General features: G+C 74.6%; 11 protein-coding genes. 4 read left to right on the plus strand and 7 right to left on the minus strand.

All coding sequences use genetic code 11. The features are described from left to right. Positions 1 to 86: 86 nt before the first annotated feature. The 6 genes from BFV98_RS11795 to BFV98_RS11820 form a co-directional block, all read right to left on the minus strand. Positions 87 to 350, minus strand: coding sequence for a monovalent cation/H+ antiporter complex subunit F (locus BFV98_RS11795; protein ID WP_013284715.1), 264 nt, complete (start codon positions 348 to 350; stop codon positions 87 to 89). Further along, positions 347 to 997 carry a Na+/H+ antiporter subunit E gene (locus BFV98_RS11800; RefSeq protein ID WP_071096294.1) on the minus strand — a complete coding sequence of 217 codons (651 nt, stop codon included), beginning with the start codon at positions 995 to 997 and terminating at the stop codon, positions 347 to 349. Before BFV98_RS11800 ends, BFV98_RS11795 begins: the two co-directional genes overlap by 4 nt. Beyond that, complete coding sequence (locus BFV98_RS11805) at positions 994 to 2,499, minus strand: Na+/H+ antiporter subunit D (protein ID WP_013284713.1); 1,506 nt, start codon at positions 2,497 to 2,499, stop codon at positions 994 to 996. Before BFV98_RS11805 ends, BFV98_RS11800 begins: the two co-directional genes overlap by 4 nt. After that, positions 2,496 to 2,978: a Na(+)/H(+) antiporter subunit C gene (locus BFV98_RS11810; RefSeq protein ID WP_071096296.1), complete on the minus strand. Its 483-nt coding sequence runs from the start codon at positions 2,976 to 2,978 to the stop codon at positions 2,496 to 2,498. Before BFV98_RS11810 ends, BFV98_RS11805 begins: the two co-directional genes overlap by 4 nt. Then, a complete protein-coding gene (locus tag BFV98_RS11815; protein WP_071096298.1) occupies positions 2,975 to 5,809 on the minus strand; it encodes a Na+/H+ antiporter subunit A in 2,835 nt (944 codons plus the stop codon). Before BFV98_RS11815 ends, BFV98_RS11810 begins: the two co-directional genes overlap by 4 nt. A 245-nt stretch (positions 5,810 to 6,054) precedes the next feature. Next, a complete protein-coding gene (locus BFV98_RS11820; protein ID WP_071096300.1) occupies positions 6,055 to 6,378 on the minus strand; it encodes a hypothetical protein in 324 nt (107 codons plus the stop codon). Between the two features lie 270 nt (positions 6,379 to 6,648). Here BFV98_RS11820 and BFV98_RS11825 point away from each other — a divergent pair, with 270 nt between their 5' ends. From BFV98_RS11825 to BFV98_RS11830, 3 genes are read left to right on the plus strand one after another with little or no spacing between them, the layout of a single operon-like run. Further along, positions 6,649 to 11,268: an ATP-dependent helicase gene (locus BFV98_RS11825; RefSeq protein ID WP_071096302.1), complete on the plus strand. Its 4,620-nt coding sequence runs from the start codon at positions 6,649 to 6,651 to the stop codon at positions 11,266 to 11,268. A gap of 40 nt (positions 11,269 to 11,308) precedes the next feature. Then, positions 11,309 to 11,452 carry a hypothetical protein gene (locus BFV98_RS32250; protein ID WP_176921691.1) on the plus strand — a complete coding sequence of 48 codons (144 nt, stop codon included), beginning with the start codon at positions 11,309 to 11,311 and terminating at the stop codon, positions 11,450 to 11,452. Then, positions 11,449 to 12,267: an S-adenosyl-l-methionine hydroxide adenosyltransferase family protein gene (locus tag BFV98_RS11830; protein ID WP_071096304.1), complete on the plus strand. Its 819-nt coding sequence runs from the start codon at positions 11,449 to 11,451 to the stop codon at positions 12,265 to 12,267. The genes BFV98_RS32250 and BFV98_RS11830 overlap by 4 nt, the downstream gene beginning before the upstream one ends. A gap of 85 nt (positions 12,268 to 12,352) precedes the next feature. On the opposite strand, the gene BFV98_RS11835 is transcribed toward BFV98_RS11830, so the two are convergent. After that, positions 12,353 to 13,603 (minus strand): hypothetical protein, encoded by a 1,251-nt coding sequence (locus BFV98_RS11835; protein WP_071098843.1) that lies wholly within the window; start codon positions 13,601 to 13,603, stop codon positions 12,353 to 12,355. A gap of 109 nt (positions 13,604 to 13,712) precedes the next feature. On the opposite strand from BFV98_RS11835, the gene BFV98_RS11840 reads away from it, so the two are divergent. Continuing rightward, positions 13,713 to 14,534, plus strand: coding sequence for a DNA-formamidopyrimidine glycosylase family protein (locus tag BFV98_RS11840; protein WP_071096306.1), 822 nt, complete (start codon positions 13,713 to 13,715; stop codon positions 14,532 to 14,534). Positions 14,535 to 14,616: the final 82 nt, after the last annotated feature.

Genomic DNA, 14,616 nt, shown 5'->3' on the forward strand with positions numbered 1-14,616 from the left:
GCAGAACCGGCTCACTCCTCGCGCTCACAGGGAGCCTCCTTCCGTTCGCGACTGCGGGGCTCGCAGAACCGGCTCACTCCTCGCGCTCACGCTTCAGCCCGGACCGCGAAGCGCACCAGCGACACCGAACCGATGAAGCCGAGCAGCGAGAGCACCACCAGCACGGGCAGCGTGGTGGCGTGCCGGTTCACAGCGGCCTCCGCCCCCACCGCGGCGAGCATCGCCGACAGCAGCAGGTCGGCGCCGACGACCCGGTCGAGCAGGGACGGGCCGCGGTAGATCCGGGCCAGGGCGAGCAGCGCGGTGGCCGAGAGCAGCACGGTCAACGCGACGGCGAGCAGGACTGTCACGGATGGTTCCTCCGTTCGGCGGGTTCGAGGTCGAGCCGGCGTACCTCGTCGGGAGATCCGATGGCGCGGACGATGCGCCGTTCGACGGCGAGCACGCGCTGGCGGCTCTCGGCCAGGTCGTCGGGTCCGCGTACGTCGAGCACGTGCACGTAGAGCACGCCTGCGGCCCGGTCGACGTCGAGGATCAGCGTGCCCGGCACCAGCGAGATCACCTCGGCGGTGAGCGCCAGGTTGAGATCGGTACGTACGCGCAGCGGCACCGCGATGATCGCGCCGCGCGGGCGGTAGCCGAAGCGCAGCGCCACGGCTGCCACGTGCACGCTGGCGCTGACCAGCTCCGCGACGAACGTCGCAGCGAACACCAGCAGCGCGCGGGGGCGTACCCGGCCACCGAACGTGACCGGCGGCAGCGGGAAGAACAGCAGCACCGCCACACCGATCACCAGGCCGGCGACCAGGTTGCCCCAGGACACGTCGCCCCACAGCAGCATCCAGGCGACGACCAGCCAGCCGAGCGCGACCGCCTGGTCCCGCCGCCGCCCGCCCCGCCCGACGGTCGGCACCGGCGCGTCCGGGGCGGGCGCCGCACGGGGTACGCCGGCGGGATCACCGGTCGCGCCCCCGCCCGGGGGCAGGTCGTCGGTCACGGCACGTCCCGGGGCAGGACCGCCCGCACGTACGGGGTGCGCTCGCGCAGGTCGGTGGCCGCGTCCGCGGTGACCTGGAACAGCGGCCCGGCCGCCAGCGTGAACAGCACGCCCAGCGCCACCAGGGCGGTGGTGGCCCCGACCATCATTCCGGGCAGCCGGGCCGGCGGGTTGGTGGTGGCCAGCCGGGGCGCCCGCCAGAACGCGATGTTCCACACCCGGGAGGCCGCGTAGAGCGTGAGCAGGCTGGTCAGCGTGCCGGCCGCGACCAGCACGGCGGGCAGCGTCCCGCCTGCGGCCACGCCGGCCTGGAGCAGGCCGAGCTTGCCGAGGAAGCCGGAGAACGGCGGGATGCCGGCGAGGTTCATCGCGGGGACGAAGAAGAGCACGCCGAGCATCGGGGCGATCCGCGCCAGGCCGCCGATCCGGCGCAGGTCGGTGCTGCCGGCGCGTTCCTCGACCAGGCCGGCGACCAGGAACAGCGTGGTCTGGATGGTGATGTGGTGCACCACGTAGAAGATCGCCCCGGACAGGCCGGCGACGCTGCTCAGCGCCACCCCGAAGATCATGTAGCCGATGTGGCTGACGAGCGTGAAGGACAGCAGCCGCTTCAGGTCCGACTGGGCCACCGCGCCGAGGATGCCGACCACCATGGTCAGCCCGGCCACCACCATCAGCAGCGTGGCGACCTGGCCGCCGGGGAACAGCAGCGTCTCCGTGCGGATGATCGCGTACACGCCGACCTTGGTGAGCAAGCCGGCGAAGACCGCCGTCACCGGGGCGGGCGCGGTCGGGTAGCTGTCCGGCAGCCACGCCGACAGCGGGAACACCGCCGCCTTGATCCCGAACGCGAGCAGCAGCGTCAGTTGCAGGGTCAGGCGTACGCCGGACGGCAGCGCGTCCAGCCGGCCGGCGAGCTGCGCCATGTTCAGCGTGCCGGTGGCCGCGTACACCAGGCCCACGGCGGACAGGAACAGCAGCGACGACAGGATGCTGACCACCACGTACGTCGATCCGGTCCGCAACCGCACCTCGGTGCCGCCCAGCGTGATCAGCACGAAGCTCGCGGCCAGCAGGATCTCGAAGCCGACGAACAGGTTGAACAGGTCCCCGGCCAGGAAGGCGTTCGTCACGCCCGCGGTCAGCACCAGGTACGTGGGGTGGAAGATGCTCACCGGCGCGGTCTCCCCGGTCTCCCCCCGGCCCTGGCCGATCGAGTAGAGCAGCACGCACAGCGTCACCGCCGAGGAGACGAGCACCATCAGCGCCGCCAGCTGGTCCGCCACCAGCACGATGCCCACCGGCGCCGGCCAGCCGCCCACCTGCACCACCACCGGCCCGAACCGGTACGCCTGCACCAGCAGCACCGCCGCCACCACCAGGACGCTGGACAGGCAGAGCACGCTGATCGACCGCTGCAGGCGGGGCCGGCCGGACAGCAGGAGGGTGAGCGCCGCGCCGAGCAGCGGCACCACCACCGGCAGCGGGACGAGGGCGCTCATGGTTTCTCACCGTCCCGGTGCAGCCGGCGGCGCGCCGGCTCCGGGTCGACCTGTTCCGGGTCCTCGTCCGGGCCCTCGCCGCCGAGGTCGGCCGTGGACACCTCGTTGCTCTCGGCGAGCCGGATGATCTGCCGGTCCTCCAGGTCGTCCTGCACCTCGTCGTCGCCGCTGGTGTACCAGCTCCGGTAGGCGACAGCGAGCAGGAACGCGGTCAGCCCGAACGTGATCACCACGGCGGTGAGCACCATGGCCTGCGGCAGCGCGTCGCTCATCTCGCCCTGCGAGGTGGAACCGACGAGCGGGGCGGCGCCGGACCGCCCGCCGAGCAGGATGAGCAGGTTCACGCCGTTGCCGAGCAGGATGATGCCGAGCAGGATCCGGGTCAGGCTGCGTTCCAGCAGCAGCGTGACACCGGCGGCGACGAGCACCCCGACCGCCAGCACCAGCACCAGCGTCGGCCCGGCCGCCCCGCGCGTCATGACTGACCCTCGCGCTGGACGACCAACCCGCGCCCCGCCTCGCCCGCGGCCTCCACGTGCCGGTCCACCTCGGCGCCCAGGCTCCGCAGGATGTCCAGCACCAGCCCGACCACCACCAGGTACACGCCGATGTCGAAGAACAGCGACGTGACCAGGTAGAAGTCACCGACCACCGGCAGCCACAGGTTGACCTTCACGCTCTGGAGCACCTCGCCGGTGAGCGCCAGGCCGAGCACGCCGCTGCCGACCGAGATGCCCAGGCCCGCGCCGAGCACCGTGCCGGCCCCGACCGGCGCCGCCTCGGCCAGCTCGTACCGGCCGCCGGCCAGGTAGCGCAGGGCCAGCGCGAGGCCGGCGACGAGCCCGCCGGAGAAGCCGCCGCCGGGGGCGTTGTGCCCGGAGAAGAGCAGGAACAGCGAGAAGATCAGTACGGTGTGGAAGATCAGCCGGGTGACCACCTCGAACACGATCGAGCGCCGCCGTTCCGGCAGCGTCTGCCCGCCGCGCAGCCACACCGTGCGCCGGTCCCCGGCGCGCAACGCGGCCGGTGGGGGACGGCGGGGACGCGGCCCGGTGCGGGACCGCTCGTAGATCAGGCTGGCCACGCCGGTCGCGGTGACCACGAGCACCGAGATCTCCCCCATCGTGTCCCAGGCCCGGATGTCGACGAGCGTCACGTTCACGACGTTGCGGCCGTACCCCTCGATCAAGGCCAGGTCCGGGAAGTCGGCGGAGATCGACGGCGCCCGCCGCGCTCCGGCCGCGGCCAGCGCCAGACCGGCCATCACCACACCGGCGGCGATCCCGATGCCGCGGCGGACCCAGCGGCTGCGGCGCAGCGGACGGGCCGAGAAGCGCTCCGGCAGCCGCCGCAGCACCAGCACGAACACGGCGATCGTCGCGGTCTCCACGAGGAACTGGGTCAGTGCCACGTCCGGCGCGCCGTAGAGGACGAACATCATCGCGGTGCCGTAGCCGGTCACGCCGACGAGCAGCATCGCGGTGAGCCGGCGGCGCGCGCCGACAGCGAGCAGCGCGGCGACCGCGATCACCACGCAGACCACGAGCTGGGCCGGGTTGTCCCAGGGCGCCAGGTCGACCCGCCACGGCGTGGTGGCGATCATCGCCCCGCCCGGCACGAACACCAGCACGAGCAGCACCGTGCCGAGGTACTGCGGCAGCGAGCCGCGCTGGGTGGCGCCGGTCACCTCGATGGCGAGCCGGTCGAAGGCGTGCGTCACCCACTCGTACCCCTGGTTGCCGCCCACCGGCGAGCGCAGCCGGGCCAGCGCGGGCGCCAGCGGGCCGCGGACCAGGTGCAGCACCACACCGCCGGCGAGCACGAGGGCGGACAGGCCGAGCGCCGCCGTGGGTCCGTGCCAGAGCGCCAGGTGCTCCTCGACCGGCCCGAACAGCTCGGCGTACGGCTCGAACAGGCCGCTCAGCCACCCGGCCGCCGGACCGGCGGCGAGCCCGGCCACGGCGAGCAGCGCCGGGGGTACGAGCATCGCGGCGGGTGGGCGGGCCAGCTCGGTGTCCGGCGTGCCGGGCCGGGTGCCGAACGCGCCCCAGAGGAACCGGATGCTGTACGCGACGGTGAGCGCGCTGCCCACCACCAGCACGGTCAGCACCAGCGGATCACCGGTGAACGCGGCGAGCGCCGCCTCCTTCCCGACGAACCCGAGCAGCGGCGGCACCCCGGCCATCGAGGCGGCGGCCAGCGTGGCGACGACGGCCAGCACCGGCGCGGTCCGCCTGACCCCGGACAGCTCCCGCAGGTCACGGGTGCCGGCCTCGTGGTCGAGGATGCCGACGACCAGGAACAGTGCCGCCTTGAACAGGGCGTGTGCCGCCAGCATCGCCACCCCGGCCAGCGCCGCCTTCGGGGTGCCCGCGCCGAACACCACTGTGAGCAGGCCGAGCTGGCTGACCGTCCCGTACGCCAGCAGCAGCTTCAGGTCGGTCTGCCGCAGCGCCGCCCAGCCGCCGATGACGAGCGTGACCAGTCCGGCGACCACGGTGACCGGCCGCCACCCGTCGACCGGGGCGAGCACCGGGCCGAGCAGTCCGATGAGGAAGATGCCGGCCTTCACCATCGCCGCCGCGTGCAGATACGCGCTCACCGGAGTCGGGGCGGCCATCGCCACCGGCAGCCAGGCGTTGAACGGGAACACCGCGGACTTCGCCAGCGCCCCGGAGAGGATCAGCAGCACGGCGACGACCAGGTACCCGCCGCCGGGCAGCGGCGCCGCCGCCACCGCCGACCACCGGTAGCCCCCGGCGTGGTGGCCGAGCAGCAGGAACCCGACGAGCATTGCCAGCCCGCCCAGCGTCGTCACTGTCAGCGCCTGCGCGGCGGCCCACCGGCTGGACCGGCGCTCGGTGCTGTGCCCGATGAGCAGGTACGAAAAGACGGTGGTCAGCTCCCAGAACACGTAGAGCAGCAGCAGGTCGTCGGAGACGACGAGACCGAGCATCGCCCCGGCGAAGGCGACCATGACGGCGGCGAAGCGGGCCAGCCCGGTGGACCCGGGCGGGAAGTAGCGGGCGGAGTAGACCAGCACCAGCGCGCCGACGCCGCCGACGAGCAGCAGCATCAGCCAGGACAGCGTCGTGACGCGCAGCGCCACGTCGAGCTGGAGCTGCGAGATCCAGGGGTACGTCTCGACCACCGCGCCGCCGTCGCGTACCGCCCCTGTGTGCGCCGCCGCCCAGACCGCTGTGGCGGCCGGGGCGAGCGCCAGCATCAGGCAGGCGCGCGGACCCCACCGGCGGACCAGCAGCGGGGCGAGCAGCGCCGCCACCAGGTGCACGATCAGCAGGACGAGCACGCGTACTCCCGGTCGAGGTGACAGCGCGCGAACACGCTGGTGTCACAACCGATCACACGCCACAGAGGCACCGAACCGGGCGGTTTTCCCCAAAACCCACCCTTACCTCACCGGCCCACCCGACGTGCGCCCGCCCCGTCGCCCGGTGATCAAGGAGTTCGTGTCCGGAACCGCGCCGGAACCCACCGCAAACTCCTTGATCACCGGAGTGGTGGGGGTGAGGAGGGGCGGTGGGAGGGGTGGGGTCAGGGGGTGGGGTTGGGGGTGGCCAGCTGGCGGGCGGCGCGGTCCACCGCGCGCTGGGCGGCGACCAGGGAGCGCAGCGGCAGCCGGGCGTCCCGGCTCTCCCGGCGCTGAACGAAGTAGTGCACAGCGGCCCGGACCCGGGCGCGGTCGGCGGCACTCGACCGGGCGGTCGCGAGGATCATCTCGCGCAGCCGCGCGGCCAGCTCCTCGGCCAGCTCCAGATCGGGACCGTGCAGCGCGGCGCGGAGCGCGGCCAGTCGACTGTCGACCTTGCGGATGAGCACGTCGGTTCCGGAGCCCAGGCCTCGTTCCTCGACGGTCATCCACGCCTCCACCCCACGCCGCATCGCGAGTGAAGTTACTTTATGTTGCAGGCCACAAGCAAGCAGTTAAGTAAGACTTAACGGAATAATCGCCCATTCCATTCTTGGGCTGCTGCGGGCGGGACGGAACGGTCCGGCGGCGGGCCGGATGTCACACCCGCGCGGCAGGATGGGAGCGTGGCGGACGAGGTGACCCCGTCAGGCGGGTCGGGCGGGTCAGGCGGGCAGGGCGGGTCAGGCGGGCAGGGCGGGCCAGGCCGGTCGGGCGGGGTGCTGGCGGAGTTCGGCGCGGCGACCCGGGAGTGGTTCACCGCGGCCTTCGCCGCGCCCACCCCGGCCCAGGAGGGCGCCTGGCGCTCGGTGGCCGCCGCCCGCAACGCCCTCGTCGTCGCGCCGACCGGCTCCGGCAAGACGCTCGCGGCGTTCCTCTGGTCGCTCGACCGGCTCGCCAAGGAGCCGCCGCCGGCCGATCCCCGGCGCCGCTGCCGGGTGCTCTACGTCAGCCCGCTCAAGGCACTCGCCGTCGACGTGGAACGCAACCTGCGCGCCCCGCTCACCGGCATCCGCCAGGCCGCCTCCCGGCTCGGCCTGGTCCCGCCGGACGTCACCGTCGGCATGCGGACCGGCGACACCCCGGCCGACGAGCGCCGCGCCTTCGCCCGCACCCCGCCGGACATCCTCATCACCACACCCGAGTCGCTGTTCCTGCTGCTCACCTCCGCCGCCCGCGACTCGCTGCGCGGCGTCGACACGGTGATCGTGGACGAGGTGCACGCGGTCGCCGGCACCAAGCGCGGCGCGCACCTGGCGCTGTCCCTGGAACGGCTCGACGCGCTGCTGGAGCGGCCCGCGCAACGGATCGGACTGTCCGCCACCGTCCGGCCGATCGACGTGTGCGCCCGCTTCCTCGGCGGCGCACGCCCGGTCGACGTGGTGCAGCCGCCGTCGAACAAGACCATCGAGGTCAGCGTCCAGGTTCCGGTGGAGGACATGACGCGCCTCGACGAGCAGGAGCCCCCCGAGGACGACCTGGGCGGCCTCGCGCCCCGCCGCCCCTCGATCTGGCCGGCGGTCGAGGAACGCGTGTTCGCGCTGATCCGCGCGCACCGGTCCACGATCGTGTTCACCAACTCCCGGCGCAGCGCCGAACGCCTCTGCGCCCGCCTCAACGAGCTGGCCGCCGAGGAGGTCGAGGCGGCGTCCGCGCCGGAGGGCAGCCGCGTGGCCCGGGGCGGGGAGCCGGTGCGCGTATCCGATCTGCTGCCCGGCGACGGCCCGCCGGCCGGCGACGGCGCCGGGCCGGTGCGTGCGCCTCGGCAGCCGGCGGAGGTGATGGCGCAGTCCGGCGCGGCGGCCGGGGCGCCGGCGGTGATCGCGCGGGCGCACCACGGCAGCGTGTCCCGGGAGGAGCGCAAGCAGATCGAGGAGGCGCTCAAGTCCGGCCGGCTGCCCGCCGTGGTCGCCACGTCCAGCCTGGAGCTGGGCATCGACATGGGCGCTGTCGACCTGGTGGTGCAGATCGAGGCGCCGCCGAGCGTGGCGGCCGGGCTGCAACGGGTCGGGCGGGCCGGGCACCAGGTCGGCGCGGTCTCGCGCGGCGTCGTCTTCCCCAAGCACCGGGGCGATCTGCTCTCCTGCACTGTGGTGGCCGAGCGGATGGGCGCCGGGGCGATCGAGGAGCTGCACTACCCGCGCAACCCACTCGACGTGCTGGCCCAGCAGATCGTGGCGATGGTGGCGCTGGAGCCGTGGCGGCTCGGCGACCTCGCGGTGCTGGTCCGGCGGGCGGCGCCGTTCGCGGAGCTGCCCGACTCGGCGCTGCACGCGGTGCTCGACATGCTCTCCGGGCGCTACCCGTCCACCGCGTTCGCCGAGCTGCGGCCGCGCCTGGTCTGGGACCGCGCCACCGACGTCCTGACCGGCCGGCCCGGCGCCCAGCGGCTCGCCGTGACCAGCGGCGGCACCATCCCCGACCGGGGCCTGTTCGGCGTGTTCCTTGCCGGCGCCGAGCGGGCCGCACGGGTCGGTGAGCTGGACGAGGAGATGGTCTACGAGTCCCGGGTGGGTGACGTGTTCCTGCTCGGCTCGTCGTCCTGGCGGATCGAGGAGATCACCCCCGACCGGGTGCTCGTCTCCCCCGCACCGGGGCAGGCGGCCCGGATGCCGTTCTGGAAGGGCGACCAGCTCGGCCGCCCGGTCGAGCTGGGGCGGGCGATCGGCGCCCGGGTCCGGACGCTGCTGCGGCAGTCCGACGCCGACGCGGTCGCGGCGCTGCGGGCCGGCGGGCTCGACGACTGGGCCGCCGGCAACCTGATGAACTACCTGCGCGAGCAGAAGGCCGCCACCCGGTCGCTGCCGGACGACCGGACGGTGGTGGTCGAACGGTTCCGCGACGAGCTGGGCGACTGGCGGCTCGCCGTGCACTCGGTGCTCGGCGCGCGCGTCAACGGGCCGTGGGCGCTGGCGATCGGCCGCCGGCTGGCCGAGCGGTACGGCGTGGACGCCCAGGTCATGCCCTCCGACGACGGCATCGTGGTGCGCCTGCCGGACACCGCCGAGACGCCGCCCGGCGCCGACGTGGTCGTGTTCGAGCCGGACGAGATCGCCCAGCTCGTCGAGGAGTCGGTGGGCACGTCGGCGCTGTTCGCGTCCCGGTTCCGCGAGTGCGCGGCCCGGTCGCTGCTGCTGCCCCGGCGTGACCCCCGGCGGCGGCAGCCGCTGTGGCAGCAACGCCAGCGCGCCGCGCAACTGCTCGACGTGGCCCGCGAGTACGCCGACTTCCCGGTCACGCTGGAAGCCGCCCGCGAGTGCCTCCAGGACGTCTTCGACCAGCCCGCCCTCGGCGAGCTGATGCGCGACCTGGCCGCCCGCAAGGTACGCCTGGTCGAGGTGGAGTCCGAACGCCCGTCGCCGTTCGCGAGGTCGCTGCTGTTCGGGTACGTCGGCGCGTTCCTCTACGAGGGCGACGCGCCGCTGGCCGAGCGGCGGGCCGCCGCGCTGGCGCTCGACTCCGGCCTGCTCGGCGAGCTGCTGGGCCGGGTCGACCTGCGGGAGCTGCTCGACCCGGAGGTGCTCGCCGAGACGGCGCGCCAACTGCGCTGGCTCACCGAGCAGCGACGTCCCCGCGACCCGGAGGACGTGGTCGAGCTGCTGCGCGTGGTCGGTGACCTGAGCAGCGCCGAGCTGGCCGAACGGGGAGTGCCGGAGTCCTGGACCGACGAGCTGGCGGCGGCCCGGCGGGTGCTGCGGGTCCGCATCGCCGGCGAGGACCGCTGGGTGGTCGTCGAGGACGCCGCCCGGCTGCGTGATGCGCTCGGGGTGGCGCTGCCCGTCGGGGTCGCCGAGGCGTACCTCGCGCCGGTGGCCGATCCGCTCGCCGATCTGGTCGCCCGGTACGCCCGCACGCACGGCCCGTTCGCGGCCGCCACCTGCGCGGCCCGGTTCGGGCTCGGCGTGTTCGTGGTGGAGCAGGCGCTGCGGCGGCTCGCCTCGGGCGGCCGGGTGGTCTCCGGCGAGTTCGCTCCGGACAGTGTCGGCACCCAGTGGTGCGACGCGGAGGTGCTGCGCATGCTGCGCCGTCGCTCGCTCGCGGCCCTGCGCCGGGAGATCGAGCCGGTGCCGCCGCGCGCGCTCGCCGCGTTCCTGCCCCGCTGGCAGCAGGTCGGCTCGTCGGCCCGGGGCGTCGAGGCGGTCGCCGCTGCCGTCGAGCAGTTGCAGGGCGTGAGCGTGCCCGCGTCCGCGCTGGAACGCCTGGTGCTCCCGGCCCGGGTCGCCGACTACTCCCCCGCCCAGCTCGACGAGCTGTGCGCCGGCGGCGAGGTGGTGTGGGCCGGCGCGGGCGCGATCTCCGGCGGCGACGGGTGGGTGACGCTCGCGTACGCCGACGTGGCGCCGCTGCTGCTCCCGCCGCCGGAGGAGGCACTGACGCTGACCCCGCTGCACGAGTCGGTGCTCGACGCGCTCGCCGACGGGCAGGCGCTGTTCTTCCGCTCGCTGTCCGACCGGGTCGGCGCCACAGACGACGCCGCGCTGTCGGGCGCGGTGTGGGATCTGGTGTGGGCCGGTCACCTCACCAACGACACGCTCGCGCCGCTGCGCGCCGCGCTCGGCGCCGGTGGGGCACACCGGTCCCGGCCGTCGGCGCCGCGCACCCGCTACCGCCGTCCGGGCCGGGTGGCGCTGCCCAGCCGGGGCGGTCCGCCCACGATGGCCGGTCGCTGGTCCCGGCTGCCCGACCGCGACCTCGACCCCACCCGCCGCGCCGCCGCCCTCGCCGACCTGCTGCTGGAGCGGCACGGCGTGGTGACCCGGGGCGCGGTCGTGGCCGAGCAGGTCACCGGCGGCTTCGCCGGGGTCTACCCGGTGCTGTCCGCGATGGAGGAACGCGGGGCGGCCCGGCGCGGCTACTTCGTCGAAGGGCTCGGCGCGGCGCAGTTCGCGGTGCCCGGCGCGGTGGACCGCATCCGCGCGCTCGCCGACGGCACCCAGGGCCGGGGCGGTCCGACAGTCGTGCTCGCGGCCACCGACCCGGCGAACCCGTACGGCGCGGCGCTGCCCTGGCCGGAGCGCGTGGTCGACTCCGGCGACGGCGCGGCACCGGCCACCGGCCACCGGGCCGGGCGCAAGGCGGGAGCGCTTGTCGTGCTCGTCGGCGGCGACCTGGTGCTCTACGTGGAGCGGGGCGGCCGGACGATCCTGTCGTTCACCGACGACACCGACACGCTCGCCGCGGCCGGCAAGGCGCTCGCCGACGCGGTGCACTCCGGTGCGCTCGGCGCGATCTCGGTGGAACGCGCCGACGGCGAGGCCGTGCACGCGTCCCCGCTGCGCGACGCGCTGACCGCCGCCGGTTTCCGCGCCACCCCGCGCGGGCTGCGTCTGCGCGGCTGACCGCCCGGCGTTACGGGGAGCGGGCACGTAGGGTGGGCCGGTGGCCTCGATCCGGGTACGCCAGGCGCGCGACGAGGACCGCGCCGCGCTGACGGCGCTGCACGAGCGGGATTGGGGCGGACCGATCGTGGTGGTCCACGAGCTGCGCCTGGCGCGGCACCTCAGCGGGGCGGGCAACACGTGAACGGCACCCCGCGGTGTGTCTCGCTGACCACCGACTACGGGCTGTCCGACGGGTTCGTGGCGGCGTGCCACGGCGTGCTGGCCCGGCTCGCCCCGGCCGTCCGGGTGATCGACGTGACGCACCTGATCCCGGCGGCCGACGTACGCCGGGGCGCGGCGGTGCTCGCGCAGACGGTGCCGTACCTGCCGTGGGGCGTGCACGTGGCGGTGGTCGACCCGGGTGTCGGCACGACGCGACGCGGGATCGCGCTCGCCGCGCCCGGCGGACTGCTGGTCGGGCCGGACAACGGGCTGCTGGTCCCGGCCGCGGAGGCGCTCGGCGGAGTGACCGAGGCGGTGGAACTGACCAACCCGGACTGGCTCGGCCCGGTCGTCTCCCGCACGTTCCACGGGAGGGACGTGTTCGCGCCGGTGGCCGCCCGGCTGGCGCTCGGCGCGCCGCCGGCCGAGGCCGGGCCGGCAGTCGACCCGGGCACGCTGGTCCGGCTGCCGGAACCGGTGGTACGCGCCGAGCCCGGCGGCCTCAGCGCGGAGGTGCTGACCGTCGACCACTTCGGCAACGTCCAGCTCGCCGCGCCGGGCACGCTGCTCGACGGCCTGCCGTCCCGGGTGCTGGTGAACGGCCACGAGGCGGTCCACGGCCGTACCTTCGGCGACGCGGAACCCGGCGCCCTGGTGGTCTACGTCGACTCCGCCGCCCAGGTCGCGATAGCGGTGAACACCGGCCGAGCCGCCGACACCCTCCAAACCACCCCAGGCGCCCTGGTCACCATCACCCGTCTCCCCCGCGATCTTGCACTTGGTGCCCCGGCATAACGGGCGAATGCCCCCGGGGCAGGGCCGAAACTGCAAGATCGCGGAGGAGAGGGGGGACGGACGGGGACGAGCGGGGACGGGGGCGTCAGCAGCGGGGGACTGTGCCGCCGTAGATCGAGGACAGGTACGCGTGGCTGACGTAGTTGCCGCCCACCAGGCGGTACCACCTCGTCGTCGTGCGGTACGTGCCGGCGATCCGCTGCCCTGTCACGTAGCACTGCACCGGCACGTGGGCGTACGTGGCGGCCAGGCCCCGGCTCGCGTACGAGGTGCTCGCCCCGGCGCGCAGGTTCAGCGGCCCGGAACCGACCACCGCCCGCGCCCCGCCGCCGGTCCACAGCAGCGTCACGTCCACCCACGCGTTGTCGGTGAGCCGCAGCCCGTCCCAGAACGTCCCGTCGGCCAGGTCCAGCCCGGCCGGGTTGCGGACGGTACGGCCGAACTGGTCGCGCCCGCCGTTGTAGCCGTTCTGGTACGCCGCCTGCGCCTCGGGCAGCCCGCGCGGCAGGTCCTTCCAGTTCTCCCTGATCGACGCCGGGTTCCACCAGTCGTCGCGGGTGTTCCACGGGCCGACGTCCCACACCGGGGCGTACTCGCAGCGGCTGCCGTTCGTCGTGCAGACCTTCACGGTGTAGTCGCCGGTGTTGCGCGGGGACAGGCCGCGCCGGGTGGGCAGCGCCGCGAAGTGGTCCCGGGTACGCACCGTGTGCCCATTGGCGGTGATGCCGCCGACCAGGCCGATCCGGGTCGCGTACACCCGGTACTTGAGCGCGGCGGCCGGCTGGACCGCCGTGGTAGCGACCTTGTCGGCGGCCAGGGTCAGGCCGGTGACGGTGGCCTCCGACGCGCTGCCGCTGGTGGTCAGCACGACGCGCGCCTGCACCCGGCTGACCGGTGCGTCGAACACCGCCTCGGTGGCGTCGCGCCACTCGGTCCAGCCTCGGCCACGCCAGCCGCGTACCTGTGCCACCGCCGTACCCCCGTCGCCGGTGCGGGCGGCGAACTGTGCGCGTACCCGGGTCGCGGGCCGGTCCAGGGTGCGCGGCGCGGACAGCAGGATGCCCTCGGCGACCGGTCCGCCGACGGCGGCCGGGCGGGTGCGGGCGTTGGGCCGGGGGTCGGCGAGCCGCAGGCGGCCGGACCGCCAGGCGACGTTGACGTCGTCGCCGCCGGCGACGGCGAGGTCGACGGACCAGCGTTCGGGGCCGGGCGCGGCGGCGCGGGCCGGTACGGCGGTGGGCGGGGGCGCGGCCGACGCGGGCGTGCCGGGCAGTCCGGCGGCCACGGTGAGCAGGGCGGTCAGGGCGACGACGGTACGACGTCGTGAAGGTGCCATCAGCATTCTCCTCAGAACCCCCTGATCGTTGCGTTTCCGCAGATCAAGTGGAACCTCAGTACAAATAGCGACACATGCGAATTCTGCTCGGCCGGGGGACAATGGCCGGGTGCCCGAAGGCGACACCGTCTGGAACACCGCACGCGTCCTGCAACGCGCGCTCGCCGGGGCCCGGCTCACCGGGTCCGACTTCCGCGTGCCGCAACTCGCCACCACCGACCTCACCGGCTGGACCGTGCGCGAGTCGGCCAGCCGGGGCAAACACCTGCTGCTGCGCCTCACCCGCACCGACGCCGAGCCGTGGACGCTGCACTCGCACCTGCGGATGGACGGCGCCTGGCGGGCGTACGCCCCGGGTGAGCGCTGGAGCGGACGGCCCGCGCACCTGATCCGGGTGGTGCTGCGCTCCCCCGCCGCTGTCGCCGTCGGCTACCACCTGCACGAGCTGGCGCTGGTGCCAACCGCCGAGGAGGAGTCGCTCGTCGGCCACCTCGGCCCGGACCTGCTCGGCCCGGACTGGGACGCCGACGAGGCGGTCCGCCGGCTCGCGGCCGACCCGGACCGCACCATCGGTGAGGCGCTGCTCGACCAGCGCAACCTGGCCGGGGTGGGCAACCTCTACAAGTGTGAGGTGCTGTTCCTGCGCGGCGTGTCGCCGTGGACGCCGGTGGGCGCAGTGCCGGACCTGACCGGCACCGTCGCGCTGGCCCAGCGGCTGCTCGCGGCCAACCGGGGCCGCTGGACGCAGAGCACCACAGGAGTGCTGCACCGGGGCGGCACCAGCTACGTCTACGGCAGGCGGGCGCAGCCGTGCCGCCGCTGCGGGACGGCCATCCGCAAGGAGGAACTGGGCGAACGGGTCACCTACTGGTGTCCGGCCTGCCAACCCGCCGTGGAACTTCCACGAAACGCCCAAGATCGGCCGAGATAGGGACGATTGGGTACTTCCGCCTCACCCCTGTGACGTCGCATGCTGCGGTGGACCGCTCACGGATCGTCAGCAGCGCGTACGC

Source organism: Micromonospora sp. WMMB235, from assembly GCF_001855515.1.
GTDB lineage: Bacteria > Actinomycetota > Actinomycetes > Mycobacteriales > Micromonosporaceae > Micromonospora > Micromonospora aurantiaca.

What these genes read in the sequence shown, in the direction of transcription:
- BFV98_RS11810 (WP_071096296.1), bottom strand. Translation starts at nt 2,978, where the DNA reads ATGACGCGCGGGGCGGCCGGGCCGACGCTGGTGCTGGTGCTGGCGGTC.
- BFV98_RS11820 (WP_071096300.1), bottom strand. Translation starts at nt 6,378, where the DNA reads ATGACCGTCGAGGAACGAGGCCTGGGCTCCGGAACCGACGTGCTCATC.
- BFV98_RS11835 (WP_071098843.1), bottom strand. Translation starts at nt 13,603, where the DNA reads ATGGCACCTTCACGACGTCGTACCGTCGTCGCCCTGACCGCCCTGCTC.
- BFV98_RS11805 (WP_013284713.1), bottom strand. Translation starts at nt 2,499, where the DNA reads ATGAGCGCCCTCGTCCCGCTGCCGGTGGTGGTGCCGCTGCTCGGCGCG.